The sequence below is a fragment of the Mycobacterium sp. 1245499.0 genome (assembly GCF_001673615.1).
Classification (GTDB): domain Bacteria; phylum Actinomycetota; class Actinomycetes; order Mycobacteriales; family Mycobacteriaceae; genus Mycobacterium; species Mycobacterium europaeum_A.
Map to the genome: position 1 here is coordinate 1 of NZ_LZMG01000371.1, position 15995 is coordinate 15995.

Annotated in this window: 16 protein-coding genes, 1 pseudogene and 1 riboswitch; of the genes and pseudogenes, 10 read left to right on the forward strand and 7 right to left on the reverse strand. The window is 69.5% G+C overall.

Annotated features, from left to right (window positions below; translation table 11 throughout):
• Nucleotides 1–83 precede the first annotated feature (83 nt).
• Nucleotides 84–581 carry a hypothetical protein gene (locus A5646_RS29215; RefSeq protein ID WP_067024437.1) on the forward strand — a complete coding sequence of 166 codons (498 nt, stop codon included), beginning with the start codon at nucleotides 84–86 and terminating at the stop codon, nucleotides 579–581.
• Nucleotides 582–591: 10 nt separating this feature from the next.
• Here A5646_RS29215 and A5646_RS23035 read toward each other — a convergent pair whose 3' ends face one another.
• From A5646_RS23035 to A5646_RS23050, 4 genes are read right to left on the reverse strand one after another with little or no spacing between them, the layout of a single operon-like run.
• Nucleotides 592–1680, reverse strand: coding sequence for an adenosine deaminase (locus A5646_RS23035; RefSeq protein WP_067024440.1), 1089 nt, complete (start codon nucleotides 1678–1680; stop codon nucleotides 592–594).
• Nucleotides 1677–2963: a thymidine phosphorylase gene (locus A5646_RS23040; RefSeq protein WP_067024443.1), complete on the reverse strand. Its 1287-nt coding sequence runs from the start codon at nucleotides 2961–2963 to the stop codon at nucleotides 1677–1679. The genes A5646_RS23035 and A5646_RS23040 overlap by 4 nt, the downstream gene beginning before the upstream one ends.
• Before the next feature lie 15 nt (nucleotides 2964–2978).
• Nucleotides 2979–4112, reverse strand: coding sequence for a hypothetical protein (locus A5646_RS23045; RefSeq protein ID WP_156749269.1), 1134 nt, complete (start codon nucleotides 4110–4112; stop codon nucleotides 2979–2981).
• A gap of 49 nt (nucleotides 4113–4161) precedes the next feature.
• Nucleotides 4162–4566, reverse strand: a complete 405-nt coding sequence (locus A5646_RS23050; protein WP_067024447.1) for a cytidine deaminase — start codon at nucleotides 4564–4566, stop codon at nucleotides 4162–4164.
• A gap of 259 nt (nucleotides 4567–4825) precedes the next feature.
• On the opposite strand from A5646_RS23050, the gene sdhC reads away from it, so the two are divergent.
• Genes sdhC through A5646_RS23070 form a run of 4 tightly spaced genes read left to right on the forward strand, consistent with a single transcriptional unit; the run spans nucleotide 4826 to nucleotide 8201 of the window.
• Nucleotides 4826–5164, forward strand: coding sequence for a succinate dehydrogenase, cytochrome b556 subunit (sdhC, locus tag A5646_RS23055; protein WP_066863585.1), 339 nt, complete (start codon nucleotides 4826–4828; stop codon nucleotides 5162–5164).
• Nucleotides 5161–5631 (forward strand): succinate dehydrogenase hydrophobic membrane anchor subunit, encoded by a 471-nt coding sequence (locus A5646_RS23060; protein WP_066863589.1) that lies wholly within the window; start codon nucleotides 5161–5163, stop codon nucleotides 5629–5631. Before sdhC ends, A5646_RS23060 begins: the two co-directional genes overlap by 4 nt.
• A gap of 3 nt (nucleotides 5632–5634) precedes the next feature.
• Nucleotides 5635–7389, forward strand: coding sequence for a succinate dehydrogenase flavoprotein subunit (sdhA, locus tag A5646_RS23065; protein WP_066863592.1), 1755 nt, complete (start codon nucleotides 5635–5637; stop codon nucleotides 7387–7389).
• Nucleotides 7389–8201, forward strand: a complete 813-nt coding sequence (locus A5646_RS23070) for a succinate dehydrogenase iron-sulfur subunit (RefSeq protein WP_066882225.1) — start codon at nucleotides 7389–7391, stop codon at nucleotides 8199–8201. The genes sdhA and A5646_RS23070 overlap by 1 nt, the downstream gene beginning before the upstream one ends.
• Nucleotides 8202–8227: 26 nt before the next feature.
• On the opposite strand, the gene A5646_RS23075 is transcribed toward A5646_RS23070, so the two are convergent.
• Nucleotides 8228–8701 (reverse strand): hypothetical protein, encoded by a 474-nt coding sequence (locus tag A5646_RS23075; protein WP_082984829.1) that lies wholly within the window; start codon nucleotides 8699–8701, stop codon nucleotides 8228–8230.
• A gap of 121 nt (nucleotides 8702–8822) precedes the next feature.
• Between A5646_RS23075 and A5646_RS23080 the strand changes: the two are divergent.
• Nucleotides 8823–9464, forward strand: a pseudogene (locus A5646_RS23080) (carboxymuconolactone decarboxylase family protein); the annotation flags it as partial.
• Here the strand turns inward: A5646_RS23080 and A5646_RS23085 are convergent.
• Entirely contained in the window at nucleotides 9436–10359 is a 924-nt protein-coding gene (locus tag A5646_RS23085; protein ID WP_067024451.1) for a sigma-70 family RNA polymerase sigma factor, read from the reverse strand. The pseudogene A5646_RS23080 and the gene A5646_RS23085 overlap by 29 nt on opposite strands.
• A gap of 26 nt (nucleotides 10360–10385) precedes the next feature.
• Between A5646_RS23085 and A5646_RS23090 the strand changes: the two genes are divergently transcribed.
• Nucleotides 10386–11729 (forward strand): aspartate aminotransferase family protein, encoded by a 1344-nt coding sequence (locus A5646_RS23090; protein ID WP_067024453.1) that lies wholly within the window; start codon nucleotides 10386–10388, stop codon nucleotides 11727–11729.
• On the opposite strand, the gene A5646_RS23095 is transcribed toward A5646_RS23090, so the two are convergent.
• Nucleotides 11704–11955, reverse strand: coding sequence for a hypothetical protein (locus tag A5646_RS23095; RefSeq protein WP_066863646.1), 252 nt, complete (start codon nucleotides 11953–11955; stop codon nucleotides 11704–11706). The two genes, A5646_RS23090 and A5646_RS23095, sit on opposite strands and share 26 nt — an antisense overlap.
• A gap of 227 nt (nucleotides 11956–12182) precedes the next feature.
• Between A5646_RS23095 and A5646_RS23100 the strand changes: the two genes are divergently transcribed.
• From A5646_RS23100 to nagA, 3 genes are read left to right on the forward strand one after another with little or no spacing between them, the layout of a single operon-like run.
• On the forward strand, nucleotides 12183–13424 hold the full coding sequence (locus A5646_RS23100; RefSeq protein WP_066863611.1) for a D-alanyl-D-alanine carboxypeptidase family protein: 1242 nt from the start codon (nucleotides 12183–12185) through the stop codon (nucleotides 13422–13424).
• Nucleotides 13425–13429: 5 nt separating this feature from the next.
• Nucleotides 13430–14794 carry a sugar porter family MFS transporter gene (locus A5646_RS23105; protein WP_067024455.1) on the forward strand — a complete coding sequence of 455 codons (1365 nt, stop codon included), beginning with the start codon at nucleotides 13430–13432 and terminating at the stop codon, nucleotides 14792–14794.
• Nucleotides 14785–15918 (forward strand): N-acetylglucosamine-6-phosphate deacetylase, encoded by a 1134-nt coding sequence (nagA, locus tag A5646_RS23110; protein WP_067024458.1) that lies wholly within the window; start codon nucleotides 14785–14787, stop codon nucleotides 15916–15918. Before A5646_RS23105 ends, nagA begins: the two co-directional genes overlap by 10 nt.
• A 5-nt stretch (nucleotides 15919–15923) precedes the next feature.
• A riboswitch (guanidine-III (ykkC-III) riboswitch) is annotated at nucleotides 15924–15987 on the forward strand.
• The last annotated feature ends 8 nt before the right edge of the window (nucleotides 15988–15995 follow it).

The following is a 15995-nucleotide window of genomic DNA, read 5'->3' on the forward strand; positions in this document are numbered from 1 at the left end:
GATCGACAGCCCGGACAAGCCGTGCCGGGCCCGTAGCTGGGGGCACGATGGCTTCGACGATCCCTACAGGAGTCCGCGACGTGATGGCGAAAACGGTTGTGGCCGCAGCGCTGATCGCAGTCGCCGCGGCGGGTGCGGGCGCACGGGCGAACGCGATGCCCGCGCCGACCGCGCGAATCCTCGTTGCGCCGCAAGATAATCCCGATCCCGGCCTGCCGACCAACCCGTCCGATCCCCGATGTGTGGCGATGCCAGAGGTCGCGCAGTGTCAGGGCGGGCCGTACGCCGCCGACGCCGCCCCCACCGGCCCGGCGGATACCGCATGCATCAGCCAGCCCGCCAATCCCGTGTGCGCCGGAGGCCCGTACGCGCTGCCGCCGGCGGCCGCCCCGCAGATCGCCCCGCCGCCGCCCGCGGCCCCACCGCCGCCGGTGGACCAGGCGCCGATCGCGCCGCCGCCCGTCGCGCCGCCGCCCGTGGCACCCCCACCGATGGAGGCCCTGCCCGTCGCGCCGCCGGCAGTGCCGGTCGCGCCCGCGGCACCGGCCGACCCCGACATCGGGATGCCGGGGCACATATGACGGTGAGCCGCTAGCCGATCAGCACGGCATAGCGCGGCTTGATCACCTCGTCGATGATCGCCAGCCGCTCGTCGAACGGGAGGAACGCTGACTTCATCGCGTTGATGGTGAACCGCTCGAGGTCGCTCCATCCGTAGCCGAAAGCCTCGACCAGCCGGTGCATTTCGCGGCTCATGAAGGTGTCGCTCATCAGCCGGTTGTCGGTGTTCACGGTCACCCGGAAGCGGGTGCGGGCCAGCAGATCGAACGGATGCTCGGCGATGCTGTTGACGGCACCGGTCTGCACGTTGGAGCTGGGGCACAGCTCCAGCGGAATTCGCTTGTCCCGCAAAATGGATGCCTGTTGACCCAGCCGGACCTTGCCGTCGCCCAGCACCTCGATGTCGTCGACGATGCGCACCCCATGGCCCAGCCGGTCCGCCCCGCAAAAGGCGATCGCCTCGTGAATGGACGGCAGGCCGAACGCCTCACCGGCGTGAATGGTGAAGCGCGCGTTGTGGTCTCGCATGTATTCGAAAGCGTCCAGGTGCCGGGTCGGTGGGTTGCCCGCCTCGGCGCCGGCGATGTCGAACCCGACAACTCCCTTGTCCCGGAACCGGATTGCCAGCTCGGCGATCTCCCGGGACACCGCCGCGTGCCGCATCGCGGTGACCAGCAGGCGCACCACGATCGGGCGGCCGGCCGCGGCGCAGGCCTTCTCGCCGTCGGCGAAGCCGGCCAGCACGGCGTCGACGATCGCATCGAAGGACAGCCCGCGGTCGATGTGCAGTTCGGGCGCGAACCGGATTTCGGCGTACACCACCGAGTCCTCGGCCAGATCCTCCACGCACTCGTAGGCGACCCGGTGCAGCGCCTCGGGCGTCTGCATCACCGCCACGGTGTGCGAGAACGGCTCTAAGTAGCGCTCCAGCGAGCCGCTGTGCGAACGGGTGCGAAACCACGTCGCCAGCTCGTCGACGTCGGTGGCGGGCAGCCCGTCGTAACCGATCTGCCCGGCGATCTCCAGCACCGTCGACGGGCGCAGGCCGCCGTCGAGGTGATCATGCAGCAGGGCCTTGGGGGCCTTCCTGATCTGCTCGAGGCCCAGCGGTGCGGTCATGTCACGATCCGATCGATGATCAGCGGCCGGGGAGTCGGGGCCGCGTCGCCGACGCTCCACCCGCCGTCCAGCTCGGCCAGCGCGGCACCGAAACGCTCCGGGGTGTCGGTGTAGAGGGTGAACAACGGCTCGCCGGCGGTGACCGGTTCGCCGGGCCGGCGGTGGATCCGGATCCCCGCGCCCAGCTGCACCCGCTCGCCCGGGCGGGACCTGCCCGCGCCGAGCCGCCATGCCCCCAGCCCCACTGCCATCGCGTCGATATCGCCCATTGTGCCGCCCCGGGGCGCGGTCACGGTCTCGGCATGCCGACCGAGGGGCAACGGCACCGACAGATCGCCGCCCTGGGCCGCGACGAGCCGGCGGAACCGGTCCATCGCGGTGCCGTCGCGCAGGGTGTCGGCGGGGTCGCGGTCGCCGATCCCGGCCAGCTCCAGCATTTCGGAGGCCAGCCGCAGGGTCAGCTCGACGACGTCGGGCGGCCCGCCCCCGGCCAGCACCTCGAGCGACTCGGCCACCTCGAGGGCGTTGCCGACCGTGGCGCCCAGCGGCCGGTTCATGTCCGTCAGCAGCGCGCGGGTGGGCACGCCGTGCGCCGCCCCCAGCTCCGCCATGGTGTGCGCCAGCTCGCGCGACTGCGCTTCGGAGTTGGTGAACGCCCCGGAACCGACCTTCACGTCGAGCACCAGCGCGCCGGCGCCCTCGGCCAGCTTCTTGCTCATCACCGAGCTGGCGATCAGCGGCAGCGATTCGACCGTGGCGGTGATGTCGCGCAGCGCGTACAGCTTGGCGTCGGCGGGAGCCAGGTCGCCGGCGGCGAAGATGGCCGCGCCGAGGACGCGAAGCTGCTCGCGCACCCGCCGGTTGGACAGCTGGGCGGTGAACCCGGTGATGGATTCCAGCTTGTCCAGGGTGCCGCCGGTGTGGCCGAGCCCGCGGCCAGACGCCTGCGGGACCGCGGCTCCGCAGGCGGCGACGACGGGCACCAGCGGCAGGGTGATCTTGTCCCCCACCCCGCCGGTGGAGTGCTTGTCGACGGTGGCCAGGCCCAGGTCACCGAAATCGAGCGTGTCCCCCGACGCCAGCATCGCCGCCGTCCACCGGGCGGTCTCGGCGCGGTCCATGCCGCGCAGCAGGATCGCCATCAGCAGCGCCGCCATCTGTTCTTCGGCCACCCGGCCGTCGGTGTAGGCGCCGATGACCCAGTCGATGGCGGCGTCGGACAACCGGCCGCCGTCGCGCTTGGTCCGGATCACCGTGGGCGCGTCGAACGCGGGGTCAGCCAAGTGGCTCCCCGGGGCTCAGGGTGTCGTCCCGTTCTCTTTGACGAACGACGCCAGCGCGCCGACGAGCTGGGTGGAGAACGGCAGTGGCTTCGGGTAATTGACCGGCGTTCCGCTGGCGTCCTCTTTCAGGACGTGGTTCACCCCGGTCAGGTGGACATAGTCGGTCTTGGTGCCCGCGCTGGTCAGGCCTGACACCAGGGAATCGACGTCCTGGCAGGTGATCTGCAGATCGGCGTCGCTGCAGGTGACCAGCACCGGCATGTTGCGCGGCAGCTTCGCCGCCAATGCCTGCGGGTCGATCGCGTCCTCCTGCAACAGGGCGTGCGCATTGGCGGCGTTGATCACCGACTTCAGCCCGGGCGGTTCGTCGGGCGGGACCTGGCCGGTCGCGCGGAACTGCTGTATCGCGTTGTCGATCGCCGCGGTGCTTTCGGCGGCCCGCGCCGCGGCGACGCGTCCAGACCTGACGGCGGCGTCGGCCTGGGCGTGGGCCTGCTCGGACACATGGTCGAGGATGCGGCGGCTCGCCGGTTCCACCAGGCCCAAGGACTGCACCGCGGGAACCGTCCCGGGCGCGGCGGTGGCCAGCATCATCGCGTAGAGGGCGCCTTCGCTGTGGCCGAGCGCCATCAGATGAGTCCGGTCGATGCCGGATTGGTTGGCCAGGAAGTTCAACGCGGCGGCCGCCTCGTCTTTGAACACGCCGATGTCGACCTTCGCCGGGTCGGTGGCGTAGGGGCCGAGCCCGGTCTGACCGGTGCCCAGCTTGTCGTAGCGCAAGCTGGCGACGCCGTCGTCGGACAGCGCCCGCGCCAGATTCCGCAGCGTGTCGACCTGACCCGGCATGGCGGCCGAGTCACCGTTGCGATCCGTCGGCCCACTGCCGGCGATCAGCAGCGCCGCCGGCACCGCCCGCCCATGCCCCGCCGGATGGCGGAACGTGCCGTACACGGTCATGTCCGCGACCGGGAAGGAGACGGAGTCCTCCACCCAGGACGACGACGCCGGCGCCGGCGACGAGGTCCCCGACGGCGGCTTTGCGGCGGGTGACTGCGACGCGCATCCCGCGGCTCCCATACCCGCCGCGATCAGCACCGCAACAAAAAGCCTGGGCAGCGATCCCGTCGGCGGCGCGCTCCCCCGTTGCACACGGATGACGGTAAGCCGACCGGCAACACTCAGCAAGCGACCGCGTGCATCAGCCACGCCCGCGGGCCAGGTCGTCGGGCCCGAAAGCGTCCGGCAGCAGGTCGCCGAGCCGGCGCGGCCCGCGCGGATGGTCGATCAGCAGCTCGGGGCCGCCGTGTTCGGCCAGCACCTGGCGGCACCGCCCGCACGGCATCAGCACCGATCCCCGCCCGTCCACGCACGCCAGCGCCACCAGGCGCCCACCGCCGCCCGAATGCAGGGCGCACACCACCGCACACTCGGCACAGAGACCAAGGCCATATGAGATGTTCTCCACATTGCAGCCGGTCACCACCCGGCCGTCATCGACCAGCGCGGCCGCTCCGACCCGGAATCGCGAGTACGGTGCGTAGGCGCCCTCGGCGGCATCTATTGCCTTGTCCCGCAACATCTTCCAGTCGATCCCAGGCGTCATGAAACCCCGCTCACCGATGGCCGATTCCGACAGTCACCCTAGCCGCAAAACGGCGTTTCGCTTGACGGACATTGTCCCAAGTCACAGCGTGTCCGAGCTAAGCTCAAGTGCCCGGCGTGACCGACGTTGAGGCCGGAAGAAGGCGCAGGACTGGGGTGACACTGGGGTGACTACGCAACCGACAACCGCGGATCCGGCGGCTCCGGCTCCCTCGCGCAAACGCAGGCCACCACGCACGCTGTACCGGGGCGACCCAGGCATGTGGTCGTGGGTGCTGCACCGGATCAGCGGCGCGACGATCTTCTTTTTCCTGTTCGTCCACGTCCTGGACGCCGCGATGCTGCGGGTCAGCCCGCAGACCTACAACGCGGTGATCCACGATTACCAGATGCCGGTCGTCGGGCTGATGGAATACGGCCTGGTCGCGGCGGTGCTCTTTCATGGCCTGAACGGGATCCGGGTGATCCTGATCGACTTCTGGTCCGAGGGCCCGCGCCATCAAAGGTTGATGTTCTGGATCGTCGGCGTCGTGTTCCTGCTGCTGATGGTTCCGGCCGGCGTGGTGACGGTCATCCACATGATGGAGCACTTCCGATGAGCGGCCCGGATTTGCAGCTCGGTCGCGGCGAGCTCGCCCCGGTCAAACAGCGCCTGTATGACCGCCCCGCCAGCCTGGACAACCCACGCTCCCCGCGGCGGCGGGCCGGCATCCCCAACTTCGAGAAGTTCGCGTGGCTGTTCATGCGGTTCTCCGGGATCGCGCTGTTCGTGCTGGCGATCGGGCACCTGTTCATCATGTTGATGTGGGATAACGGCGTTTACCGCATCGACTTCAACTATGTGGCGCAGCGCTGGGCGTCGCCGTTCTGGCAGTTCTGGGACCTGGCGCTGCTGTGGCTGGCGCAGCTGCACGGCGGCAACGGCCTGCGCACCATCATCGACGACTACAGCCGCAAGGACAGCACCCGCTTCTGGCTCAACAGCCTGCTCTTGTTGTCGATGGGGTTCACGTTGGTGCTGGGCACCTACGTGCTGCTGACATTCGACCCGAATATCGGAGGCTGATCGATGATCCAGCAACACCGGTACGACGTGGTGATCGTCGGCGCGGGTGGTGCCGGCATGCGGGCCGCGGTGGAGGCGGGCCCGCGGGTGCGCACCGCGGTGCTGACCAAGCTCTACCCCACCCGCAGCCACACCGGGGCGGCGCAGGGCGGCATGTGCGCGGCGCTGGCCAACGTCGAAGAGGACAACTGGGAATGGCACACCTTCGACACCGTCAAGGGCGGCGACTACCTCGCCGACCAGGACGCGGTGGAGATCATGTGCAAGGAAGCCATCGACGCGGTGCTCGACCTGGAGAAGATGGGGATGCCGTTCAACCGCACCCCGGAGGGCCGCATCGACCAGCGCCGCTTCGGCGGGCACACCCGCGACCACGGCAAGGCCCCGGTGCGCCGGGCCTGCTACGCCGCCGACCGCACCGGCCACATGATCCTGCAGACGCTGTATCAGAACTGCGTGCGCCACGACGTCCAGTTCTTCAACGAGTTCTATGCGCTGGACCTGGTGCTCACCCAGACCCCGAGCGGGCCGGTGGCCACCGGCGTGGTGGCCTATGAGCTGGCCACCGGCGACATCCACGTCTTCCACGCCAAGGCGGTCGTGCTGGCCACCGGCGGTTCGGGCCGGATGTACAAGACCACCTCCAACGCGCACACGCTGACCGGCGACGGCATCGGCATCGTCTTCCGCAAGGGTCTTCCGTTGGAGGACATGGAGTTTCACCAGTTCCATCCGACGGGCTTGGCCGGCCTGGGCATCCTGATCTCCGAGGCGGTGCGCGGCGAGGGCGGCCGGCTGCTCAACGGCGAGGGTGAGCGCTTCATGGAGCGCTACGCCCCGACGATCGTTGACCTGGCGCCGCGCGACATCGTGGCCCGCTCCATGGTTTTGGAGGTTCTGGAGGGTCGCGGCGCTGGCCCACACAAGGATTACGTCTACATCGACGTCCGCCACCTCGGTGAGGACGTGCTGGAGGCCAAGCTGCCCGACATCACCGAGTTCGCCCGCACCTACCTGGGGGTGGACCCGGTGCACGAGTTGGTTCCCGTCTACCCGACCTGTCACTACGTGATGGGTGGCATCCCCACCACCGTGACCGGACAGGTGTTGCGGGACAACACATCTACGGTGCCGGGCCTGTACGCGGCCGGCGAGTGCGCGTGCGTGTCGGTGCACGGGGCCAACCGGCTGGGCACCAATTCGCTGCTGGACATCAACGTGTTCGGCCGCCGGGCCGGCATCGCCGCGGCGTCGTACGCGCGGGGCCACGACTTCGTGGACATGCCGCCGGAACCGGCGGCGATGGTAGTGGGCTGGGTCGGCGACATCCTCTCCGAGCACGGCAATGAGCGCGTCGCCGACATCCGCAACGCGTTGCAGCAGTCGATGGACAACAACGCCGCGGTGTTCCGCACCGAGGAGACGCTCAAGCAGGCGCTCACCGACATCCACGCGCTGAAGGAGCGCTACGCCCGAATCAGCGTGCACGACAAGGGGAAACGGTTCAACAGCGACCTGCTGGAGGCCATCGAACTGGGCTTCTTGCTGGAGCTGGCCGAGGTCACCGTGGTCGGTGCGCTGAATCGCAAGGAGTCGCGCGGCGGCCACGCCCGCGAGGACTACCCCAACCGCGACGACGTCAACTTCATGCGCCACACCATGGCCTACAAGCAGGGCAGCGATCTGCTGAGCGACATCGCGCTGGACTTCAAGCCGGTGGTGCAGACGCGCTACGAACCGAAGGAACGGAAGTACTGATGGCCGAGAGCGTCGGAACCGAAGAGGCAGCCGAGGTCGAGACCAGCCTGGAACCGCCGCTGCCGGCGATTCCGGACGGGGCGGTGATGGTGACCGTCAAGATCGCCCGGTTCAACCCCGACCAGCCCGACGCCTACGCGGAAACCGGTGGCTGGCAGAGCTTTCGGGTGCCGTGCCTGCCCAGCGACCGGATGCTCAACCTGCTGATCTACATCAAGAGCTACCTGGACGGCACGCTGACCTTCCGGCGTTCCTGCGCGCACGGCGTGTGCGGCTCGGACGCGATGCGGATCAACGGCGTCAACCGGCTGGCGTGCAAGGTGCTGATGCGCGACCTGCTGCCCAAGAAGCCGGGCAAGCAGCTCACCATCACTGTCGAGCCGATCCGTGGGCTGCCGGTGGAGAAGGACCTGGTGGTCGACATGGAGCCGTTCTTCGACGCCTACCGCGCGGTGAAGCCGTACCTGATCACGACCGGCAATCCCCCGACCCGCGAACGCATCCAGAGTCCGACCGACCGCGCCCGCTACGACGACACCACCAAGTGCATCCTGTGCGCGGCGTGCACCACCAGCTGCCCGATCTTCTGGCACGAGGGCAGCTACTACGGCCCGGCGGCGATCGTCAACGCGCACCGGTTCATCTTCGACAGCCGCGACGAGGCCGCCGCTGAGCGCCTGGACATCCTCAACGAGGTCGACGGCGTGTGGCGCTGCCGCACCACGTTCAACTGCACCGAGGCCTGCCCGCGCGGCATTCAGATCACCAAGGCGATCCAAGAGGTCAAGCGCGCGATCATGTTCTCGCGCTAGGCGTTTCGCGGCGACACGTCGTCAGATCAGGGCTTCGACTCCCCGGTACGAGTACCCGCGACGTGCGCCGGCCCGACGCGGTCGTCGCCGAGGTCGGTTTCCGGCATTTGTGAAGCGGGTTGCTCGTCCGCCGGGGACTGAGTCGCCCCGCCCGGGGTATCCGACGGGCTGGCCGACGTGTAATCGGGATTCGTCTCCGGTCTCGTGGCGCCGCCCGCGCCTCCCGAGTCACCCGCGGCACTCTGTTGGCGTCCCTCGTAGGGCGGGATCGCGCTTCCGGTGTCCTGCGGGGGCAATTCGCCGGTGCCGCTGTAGACATCGGACGCGGTCGGATCGCTCATCGGCGGATTCGCGTCTTCGTCCACGGTGCCCACCGGACGATCTGCCCCGCCGGGCTCGGGAGTGTCCGTGCCGGTGTCGCGCGCACCGCTGCCCAGCTCGGGCTCGTCGAAATGTTCCAGCCTCGAATCGTCGGACTGTTGATCGTTTTGAGAGGTCATCTTCAATCTCCTCACCCTCTCGCTACCCCGCCGCGCCGGTTGGCGCGACGAGGGTGAGGTCCGGGTACCCGGACCTCACCGTGGGAAACACCTGCTCACCACCGGCGCCTCGCCGGACCTGTCACACAACGCGTGGCCGCCTCGTCTGATCGGTATGACACAGAAAACCCGCATCGAGCCCCTGCCCCTCAAGCGCACCGGGTTGCTGACCCGGGCCATGTACCGGATCGCCAAGCGGCGCTACGGCCAGGTTCCCGAGCCGTTCGCCGTGGCCGCACATCATCGCAAGCTGATGATCGCCAGCGCCCTGCACGAGACGATGGTCGACCGGGCGTCGAAAACGCTGCCCACCAGCGTGCGCGAGCTGGCCGTGTTGTGGACCGCGCGCCAGGTCGGCTGCTCGTGGTGCGTCGACTTCGGATCGATGCTGCAGCGCCTGGACGGCCTGGACATCCAGCGCCTCAAGGACATCGACAACTACGCCACCTCAACGGCATTCACCGACGACGAGCGCGCCGCCATCGCCTATGCCGCCGCGATGACCACCGATCCGCACACCGTCACCGACGAGCAGGTCGACGATCTGCGGGCCCGGTTCGGCGACGCCGGTGTGTTCGAGCTGACCTATCAGATCGGGTTGGAGAACATGCGGGCCCGGGTGAATTCCGCACTCGGCATCACCGAGCAGGGCTTCAATTCCGGTGACGCGTGCCGGGTTCCGTGGGCAAACCAGCTCAACGAGCCCGCAGCGGGGAGCCGGTGAATTTGTCGGGATTGGCGATATCCCATAGGGCGCAGACCTTTCCGTCGCGCACGGTCGCGGCCATGATCCGCGGCATCAGCTCGCGGTAGCCGTCGCTGGCGGGGCAGCCGGGCGTGTAACCGCCGAGCTCGCCGTTGACCAGCCCCAGCTGATACGAGGTGAACATCGCCGGGCCGTAGCGCTGGGCCAGGCCGAAGAAGAACCGGGCCACCTTGTCGGCGCCGTGGATGACGTTGATTGCGGTGGGCGCCTTGCCATTCGCGTCACCCGTCAGGACCACGTCGGGGTGCAGCAGCGCCACCACGGCTTCCAGGTCCCCTGCGGCCATGGCGGCCAGCAATTTGCCGACCACCTCGGCGTGCGCCGGATCGGGCTTGGGTGCGGGCTCGGCCGAGACGGCCTTGCGGGCCCGCGACGCCAGCTGCCGCGCGGCGGCCTCGTTGGTGCCCAGCACCTCGGCCACCTCCGCGAACGGCACGGCGAACCCGTCGTGCAGCACGAAGGCGACCCGCTGATCCGGTGACAACCGCTCCAGCACGACCATCGCGGCGAACCGCGCGTCCTCGCCGGCCACCACCGCGGACAGCGGATCGGCTTCCGAAGCGGTGGAGCCGAACCCGGTTACCACCGGCTCGGGCAGCCAGTTGCCGGTGTAGCTCTCGCGGCGGTGCGCGGCCGAGCGCAGCCTGTCCAGGCCGAGCCTGCTCACCACCGTGGTCAGCCAGGCCCGCAGGTCGGTGATCTCTGCCCTGTCGGGCTCCTGCCGGTGCCAGCGCAGCCAGGCGTCCTGGACGATGTCCTCGGCGTCGGCCACCGTGCCGGTGAGCCGGTAGGCCACCGCCATGAGATGGGGCCGTAGCGACTCGAACTCGCTGACCTGCTGCGCTGCGGTCATGTCGCGAGGTTACGCTCACCAACAACATGACTGACAACCTCTGGCTGCACTTCGCCCGGCACGGCCCGGACATCACGCCGCCGATCATCACGCGCGGCGAGGGTGTCACCATCTACGACGACCGCGGCAAGAGCTACCTCGACGGCCTGTCCGGCCTGTTCACCGTCCAGGTCGGCCACGGCCGCGCCGAGCTCGCCGAGGTCGCCGCCCGCCAGGCGAGCACGCTGGCGTTCTTCCCACTGTGGGGCTACGCCACTGCACCGGCGATCGAGCTGGCCGAACGCCTCGCCGGCCACACCCCGGGCGATTTGAACCGGGTCTTCTTTACGACCGGCGGCACCGAGGCCGTCGAGACCGCGTGGAAACTGGCCAAGCAGTACTTCAAGCTCACCGGCAAACCCGGTAAGCACAAGGTGATTTCGCGCTCAGTCGCCTACCACGGCACCACCCAGGGCGCGCTGGCCATCACCGGGCTGCCGAAATACAAGGCCCCGTTCGAGCCGGTGACGCCCGGTGGCTTCCGGGTGCCCAACACCAACCTCTACCGGGCGCCGGAGACGCTGCGCACCGACCCGAAGGCGTTCGGGCGGTGGGCCGCCGACCGGATCGCCGAGGCCATCGAGTTCGAGGGCCCCGACACCGTGGCCGCGGTGTTCCTGGAGCCGGTGCAGAACGCCGGCGGCAGCATCCCGCCTCCCCCAGGCTATTTCGAGCGGGTGCGCCAGATCTGCGACGAATACGACGTACTGCTGGTCTCCGACGAGGTGATCTGCGCGTTCGGCCGGATCGGGTCGATGTTCGCCTGCTCGTCGGACATCGGCGACTTCGGCTACGTGCCCGACATGATCACCTGCGCCAAGGGAATGACGTCGGGCTACTCACCGATCGGCGCCATGATCGCCAGCGAGCGGCTGTTCGAGCCGTTCAACGACGGCGCCACCATGTTCCCGCACGGCTATACCTTTGGCGGGCACCCGGTTTCGGCGGCCGTCGGGCTGGCCAACCTGGACATCTTCGAGCGCGAGGGCCTCAATGATCACGTCAGAACCCACGCGCCCGCGTTCCGCGCCACCCTGGAGAAGCTGTACGACCTGCCCATCGTCGGCGACGTGCGCGGCGAGGGTTTCTTCTACGGCGTGGAACTGGTCAAGGACCAGGGCACCAGGCAGACCTTCAGCGACGACGAGCGCCGCCCGCTGCTCGCCCGGGTCTCCGCGGCGCTGTTCGAGGCGGGGCTGTATTGCCGCACCGACGACCGCGGCGATTCGGTCATTCAGCTGGCGCCGCCGCTGATCAGTGGGCAGTCCGAATTCGACCTCATCGAGGCGGCGCTGCGCGGCGTGCTCAGCGACGAGTGCCGCCGGCTGTAGCCAGGATCCGCTTGACCTCGTAAGCGGCCAGCAACACCTCGCGGGAATGCGCCGTGGTGGGGCTGCTGGTGATCCGCGACTGAGCGTTGCACAGCCAGGCCAGTGCGGACCGCAGGTCGCCCTCGGGGGTGGCGTCGCGATGCAGTTTCAGCTCTTCCAGCACCCGGTCGTCGTCGGAGCCGCGGACCTGGCTGCCTTTCTCCACCCGCTTGAGCAGCTGTTCCAACGATCGTGGGCCGTCGCCGTCGCGCCGCAACTGAGACCACGTTCGAGACCAGAACCGATCGTTTGAAATGGCACATCCCTCGGGGATTCGGGGCGGTCGATGGGTTCCGAACTGACCGCGTGCCCAGCGTAACCCGGCCCGACCGACCAGGCTCAGTAACTTCCGTCTCACCAGTCACAGCGCGGCTCCCCGGATTCGGGCGGTCGATCGCTTACTGTGCTCAGACGATGACCCTGTTACGTTCCGCATCATGCCTGGCAGCGGCGCTTTTCCTGACCGCCGCCCCGGTCACGCTCGGGGTGCCGCTCGCCACCGCCGAGCCCGGCGCCGAGCCGAATGCCGCGCCGGCCAACTGCCCGTACAAGGTGACCACGCCGCCCGCGGTGGATTCCTCCGAGGCCCCGACCGCCGGCGACCCGCCGATCCCGCTGGCGGTGCCCGCCAAGCCCGTCGGTGGTGACGCGCTGGGCAGCTGCGGCATCGTCACCGCGCCGAACACGCCGCCGCTGCCGAACGACGTCTCCGCGGACGCGTGGCTGGTCGCGGACCTGGACAGCGGCGCGGTGATCGCGGCCAAGGACCCACACGGGCGGCACCGCCCGGCCAGCATCATCAAGGTGCTGGTCGCGATGGCCTCCATCAACGCGCTCAACCTCAATAAGGCGGTTCCCGGGACCGCCGACGACGCCGCGGCCGAGGGCACGAAGGTCGGCGTCGAGGAGGGCGGGGTGTTCACCGTCAACCAGCTGCTGCACGGGCTGCTGATGCACTCCGGCAACGACGCCGCGCACGCGCTGGCCATGCAGCTGGGCGGCATGCAGCAGGCGCTGGAGAAGATCAACGTGCTGTCGGCCAAGCTGGGCGGCCAGGACACCCGGGTGGCCTCGCCGTCGGGCCTGGACGCGCCGGGCATGAGCACCTCGGCCTACGACATCGGGTTGTTCTACCGCTACGCCTGGCAGAACCCGACGTTCGCCGACATCGTCGCGACACGGACGTTCGACTTCCCCGGCCACGGCGACCACCCGGGCTACGAGCTGGAGAACGACAACCAGCTGCTCTACAAGTATCCCGGCGCCCTGGGCGGCAAGACGGGTTACACCGACGACGCGGGCCAGACGTTCGTGGGCGCGGCCAACCACGACGGACGACGCCTGGTGGCGGTGCTGCTGCACGGCACGCGTCAACCGATCGCGCCGTGGGAACAGGCCGCGCACCTGCTGGACTACGGCTTCTCCACGCCGCAGGGCACCCAGGTCGGCTCGCTGATCGCCCCCGACCCGTCGCTGGCGCCGGCCAAGCGTGACACCGCCGCCGACCCGCTCGCCAGCAACGCCGCGGCGGACGGGATCATCCCGTCGGCCGACGCCATGCCGATCCGAGTGGGCGTGGCGGTCATCGGCACCGTCGTGGTGTTCGCGCTGATCATGATGGCCCGCTCGATGAACCGCCGACCGCAGCACCGCTGAGCGCCGTGGCACGCGGATCGCGGCGCGGACTGCTGGTCGGGCTGACCGCCGCCAGCGTCGGCGTCATCTACGGTTACGACCTGTCCATCATCGCCGGGGCGCAGTTGTTCGTCACCGAGGACTTCGGCTTGTCCACGCGCCAGCAGGAACTGCTCACCACGATGGTGGTGATCGGCCAGATTGTCGGGGCGCTGGGCGCCGGCGTGCTGGCCAACGTCATCGGGCGCAAACGATCGGTGGTGCTGATCCTGTGCGCCTACGCGGTTTTCGCGCTGCTGGCCGCGTTCTCGATCTCGCTGCCGATGCTGTTGGCGGCGCGGCTGCTGCTGGGCATGACCATCGGTGTGACGGTGGTGGTGGTCCCGGTGTACGTGGCCGAATCGGCCCCGACGGCGGTGCGCGGCTCGCTGCTGACGGCCTATCAGCTGGCGATCGTTTCCGGCCTGATCGTCGGCTACCTGACCGGTTACGTGCTGGCCGGCACCCACGGCTGGCGGTGGATGCTGGGCCTGGCCTGCGTGCCCGCAATCCTGTTGCTGCCGTTGATCATTGGCATGCCCGACACCGCCCGGTGGTACGTGCTCAAGGGCCGGATGGACGACGCCCGCCAGGCGCTGCTGCGGGTCGAACCGACGGTGCGCGTCGACGAGGAACTGGCCGAGATCGGCCGCGCGCTCGGCGAGGCCGCCCCCGGCGCCGGGGGCGGGTTCGCCGAGATGCTGCGCCCCCCGTACCTGCGGGCCACCGCCTTCGTGGTGGTGCTCGGCTTCCTGATCCAGATCACCGGCATCAACGCGATCATCTATTACAGCCCCCGCATCTTTCAGGCCATGGGCTTCACCGGGAATTTCGCGCTGCTCGGGCTGCCGGCGCTGCTGCAGGTCGCCGGGCTGGCCGCCGTCGGCGCGGCGCTGCTGCTGGTCGACCGGGTGGGCCGACGGCCAATCCTGTTGTGGGGCACCGCCATGATGATCGCCGCCGACGTCGTGCTGATGGCCGTCTTCGGCCAGGGCTTCGGCGGCGCCATCGCCGGCTTCGCCGGCATCCTGTTGTTCATCATCGGCTACACCATGGGCTTCGGCTCCCTGGGCTGGGTGTACGCCAGCGAAAGCTTCCCGTCGCGACTACGCTCGATCGGATCGAGCACCATGTTGACCTCCAACCTGGTGGCTAACGCCATCATCGCCGCCGTCTTCCTGACCCTGCTCCATTCGCTGGGCGGCGCAGGGACTTTCGCGCTGTTCGCCGCGCTTGCGGCGGTCGCATTCGTCTTCGTCTACCGCTACGCGCCGGAGACCAAGGGCCGCCAGCTCGAGGACATCCGCCACTTCTGGGAAAACGGCGGCCGCTGGGAGAATCCGTGCCCGTGATCGCCGCGGGCACCATGGTGCTCGACGGCGAGGTCTGTCGCCCGGGCTGGCTGCAGACCGCCGGTGAACGGATCGCGGCCTGCGCGCCCGGGCCGCCGCCGCGGCCGGCCGACCAAGATTTCCCGAATTGCACTGTGGTCCCTGGCTTTATCGACATGCACGTGCACGGCGGCGGCGGCGCCTCCTACACCGACGCCGACGGCATCGCCGGCGCCGCCGCGTTCCACCTGCGGCACGGCACCACCACCACGCTGGCCAGCCTGGTGACCGCGTCACCGACCGATCTGCTCGCCGGGGTGCGGGCGCTGGCCGATGCCACCGGCCGCGGGACCGTCGCGGGCATCCACCTCGAGGGGCCGTGGCTGAGCCGGGCACACTGCGGGGCCCACGACCGCACCCAGCTGCGCGATCCGGACCCGGCCGAGATCGACGCGGTGCTGGCCGCGGGCGGCGACGCCATCCGGATGGTGACGCTGGCTCCCGAGCTGCCCGGGGCCGACGCGGCGATCCGGCGGTTCATTGACGCGGGAGTCGTTGTGGCGCTTGGCCATACCGACGCGACCTACGAGCAGACCCGGCATGCCATCGCGCTGGGCGCCACGGTCGGCACGCATCTGTTCAACGCGATGCCGCCACTGCACCATCGCGAGCCCGGCCCGGCCCTGGCACTGCTGCGCGACCCGCGCGTGGTCGTCGAGCTGATCGCCGACGGCGTGCACCTGCACCCCGACGTGGTACGGGCGGTGATCGCGGCCGCCGGAGCGGACCGGGTCGCCGTGGTCACCGACGCGATCGCCGCGGCCGGCCGCCCCGACGGCGCGTTTCGGCTCGGCGCGGTGGCCATCGACGTGGTCGCCGGCGTGGCGCGGGTGCATGGGACGTCGACGATCGCCGGCAGCACCGCCACCATGGATCAACTCTTCCGCACCGTGCACGCCGACGCGGGGCTGGCGCCGGCCGTGCAGGCGACGGCCGCGACGCCGGCGCGGGCCCTAGGCCTGGGGCGGGTCGGTGAACTCAGGACGGATTATGACGCCAATCTCGTTGTGCTGGACGAACGTTTAGGCATCTCTGACGTCATGGTGCGCGGCACCTGGCAGGGTCACCCGCGCGACGTTTGTTAGCATCGAGCCCGTCAGCACCTGACACCGGACGAGGGGCCCCGTACCCGGCCAGCGACAAGACGGCGCCGTGGAGGTGC

Bases quoted from the DNA above. Each gene is read 5' to 3' on its own strand.
- A5646_RS23100 (WP_066863611.1), top strand. From the start codon at position 12,183: ATGACCCTGTTACGTTCCGCATCATGCCTGGCAGCGGCGCTTTTCCTG.
- sdhC (WP_066863585.1), top strand. From the start codon at position 4,826: ATGTGGTCGTGGGTGCTGCACCGGATCAGCGGCGCGACGATCTTCTTT.
- sdhA (WP_066863592.1), top strand. From the start codon at position 5,635: ATGATCCAGCAACACCGGTACGACGTGGTGATCGTCGGCGCGGGTGGT.
- A5646_RS23075 (WP_082984829.1), bottom strand. From the start codon at position 8,701: ATGACCTCTCAAAACGATCAACAGTCCGACGATTCGAGGCTGGAACAT.
- A5646_RS29215 (WP_067024437.1), top strand. From the start codon at position 84: ATGGCGAAAACGGTTGTGGCCGCAGCGCTGATCGCAGTCGCCGCGGCG.
- A5646_RS23085 (WP_067024451.1), bottom strand. From the start codon at position 10,359: ATGACCGCAGCGCAGCAGGTCAGCGAGTTCGAGTCGCTACGGCCCCAT.
- A5646_RS23090 (WP_067024453.1), top strand. From the start codon at position 10,386: ATGACTGACAACCTCTGGCTGCACTTCGCCCGGCACGGCCCGGACATC.
- A5646_RS23060 (WP_066863589.1), top strand. From the start codon at position 5,161: ATGAGCGGCCCGGATTTGCAGCTCGGTCGCGGCGAGCTCGCCCCGGTC.
- A5646_RS23035 (WP_067024440.1), bottom strand. From the start codon at position 1,680: ATGACCGCACCGCTGGGCCTCGAGCAGATCAGGAAGGCCCCCAAGGCC.
- A5646_RS23050 (WP_067024447.1), bottom strand. From the start codon at position 4,566: ATGACGCCTGGGATCGACTGGAAGATGTTGCGGGACAAGGCAATAGAT.
- A5646_RS23070 (WP_066882225.1), top strand. From the start codon at position 7,389: ATGGCCGAGAGCGTCGGAACCGAAGAGGCAGCCGAGGTCGAGACCAGC.